This is a genomic window from Terrisporobacter muris (genome assembly GCF_024621905.1).
Lineage (GTDB): Bacteria > Bacillota > Clostridia > Peptostreptococcales > Peptostreptococcaceae > Terrisporobacter > Terrisporobacter muris.
Genome location: NZ_JANKBY010000458.1, coordinates 1 through 2,278, shown reverse-complemented (window position 1 = coordinate 2,278; position 2,278 = coordinate 1). Strand labels below are relative to the sequence as shown.

The 2,278-nt window shown below is 25.5% G+C and carries 2 protein-coding genes; both read left to right on the top strand.

Translation table 11 applies throughout. The features are described 5' to 3' along the window. Positions 1-14: 14 nt before the first annotated feature. Positions 15-725, top strand: coding sequence for an ABC transporter ATP-binding protein (locus tag NSA58_RS19155; RefSeq protein WP_074429505.1), 711 nt, complete (start codon positions 15-17; stop codon positions 723-725). Next, positions 718-2,178: a putative ABC transporter permease subunit gene (locus tag NSA58_RS19150; RefSeq protein WP_257560863.1), complete on the top strand. Its 1,461-nt coding sequence runs from the start codon at positions 718-720 to the stop codon at positions 2,176-2,178. Before NSA58_RS19155 ends, NSA58_RS19150 begins: the two co-directional genes overlap by 8 nt. Positions 2,179-2,278: the final 100 nt, after the last annotated feature.

Here is a 2,278-nt window from a genome sequence, read left to right as displayed (position 1 = left end):
AAGAGGGAGATAAAATGTTAAAAATAATAAATTTGTCTAAGTCATACAAAAATAAAAAGGCTATAGATAGTATATCTATGGAAGTTAAAAAAGGAGAAATCTTTGGTTTTATAGGTCATAATGGAGCTGGTAAAACTACTACAATAAAGTCAATAGTAGGTATACATGACTTTGAGGAAGGAGATATATTAATAAATTCAAAATCTATAAAAGAGCATCCAACAGAATGTAAAAAGGATATAGCATATATTCCTGACAATCCAGATTTATATGAAGCTTTAACTGGAATAGACTATCTTAATTTTATAGCAGATGTGTTTAGAATAGATAAATCAGAAAGAGAAGAAAAAATAAAATATTACTCAGAAGAATTTGAAATAAATAAATCATTAGGTGATTTAATATCTTCTTATTCTCATGGTATGAAGCAAAAGCTTGCTATTATTTCTGCATTAATACACAGTCCTAAAATATTAATATTAGATGAACCATTTGTAGGTTTAGATCCAAAGGCAGCTTTTACATTGAAAGAAATAATGAGAGATTTTTGTAATAAGGGTGGATGTATATTTTTCTCAACTCATGTATTGGACGTTGCTGAAAAAATATGCGACAAAATTGCCATAATTAATGGTGGGAAATTAGTAGCTTGTGGAGAAACTGAAAAGGTAAAAGGTGATAAATCCCTTGAAAATATATTTATGGAGATGATAGATCATGAGTAATTTAGCACTATTAATGAAAAATACTTTGAAAAATGAAAGTGGAATTAATAAATTAAAATATGCTGACAAAAGTGACAAAATAAAAGCAATAGGCATGGTTTTACTAATAACATTTACTATAGTAATGTTGAGTGCTTATGGTTTTGTGGCATGTTTTTATTTATCAGATTTCTTAGTGAAAATAAATCAGATGGAACTACTTCTTATTTTGGGGATTATAGGGTGTACTATGGCAACATTTTTTACTTCAATTTATAAAGCATCTTCATATCTTTTCCAAAGTAAAGATTATGAGATGTTAACAAGCTTGCCCATAAAGCAATCGAGCATATTAAGTAGTAAAATTATAATGCTAATCTTTAATAACTATTTATTTGCACTACCTTGTTTGCTTATACCTGGAATTGTATATTTCATAAAAGTCAATACTGGGGCATTATACTTTCCATTTTTAATAATATTAATTTTAACATCACCACTAATACCGACAATAATATCATCAATTATAGCATTTATAATAACTAATATTTCATCAAGAAGTAAGAAAAATAATTTAATATCAATAGTATTAAATTTATCATTAGTTGCAATAGTTGTGATTTTATCATTTAATTTACAAAATGTAATGATGAGTATTATTCAAAATAGTAGCTCTATTATTGAGGCAACACAAAAGTTATATATGCCAGCATATTATTTTGTAGATGCACTAAAAAATAATAGTATAATATCATTAGTGATATTTGTACTTATTTCTATAGTCCCAACAGCTTTATTTGTATATTTATTTGCAAACAATTTTAATAAAATAAACAGTAAATTAAGTGAAACTTACAAAAGCAATAACTATAAATTTAAAGAGTTAAAATCATCAAAGCCTGTAATAGCTTTATTAAAAAAAGAAGTTAAAAGATATTTTTCATCAACAATATATGTAATGAATACTTTTGTAGGAATGATAATATTATTTTTATTTACTGTAGCAATACTTGTGATAGGATATGATAAAATTGCTCAAATATTAGAAATAGCTGTAGTAAAAGAAATGATAGCAATTCAAATAATAGGCATAACATTATTTTGCATAATAATGACAAATACAGCTTGTGTTTCAATTTCTTTAGAGGGGAAAAACTTATGGATTTTAAAATCTTCCCCAATTAAAGAGATGGACATTTTTAAAAGTAAGATTTTATTAAATATTATTTTAACTATACCTATATCTATAATTTGTTTTCTGGTTTTATCATTTAGATTAGGGTTTGGTATGAAATTCACAACTTTAGTAATACTTACAATCATATTAATTTCAATATTTATTGCTACACTTGGGATATTTATTAATTTACTTTATCCCAAAATGGATTTTACAAGTGATGTAGCTGTTGTAAAAAGAGGAGCAAGTGTAATAATAAGCATGATTTCTAGATATATCAAATGGAAATATAGATGATACTCAAAGTCCAAATTCTAATACTGGTACTATTAATGATAATACTTCAAGTAGCGATATAAGTTCATTAGAAAGTCAAATGAGTAAAGAATCTCCAACT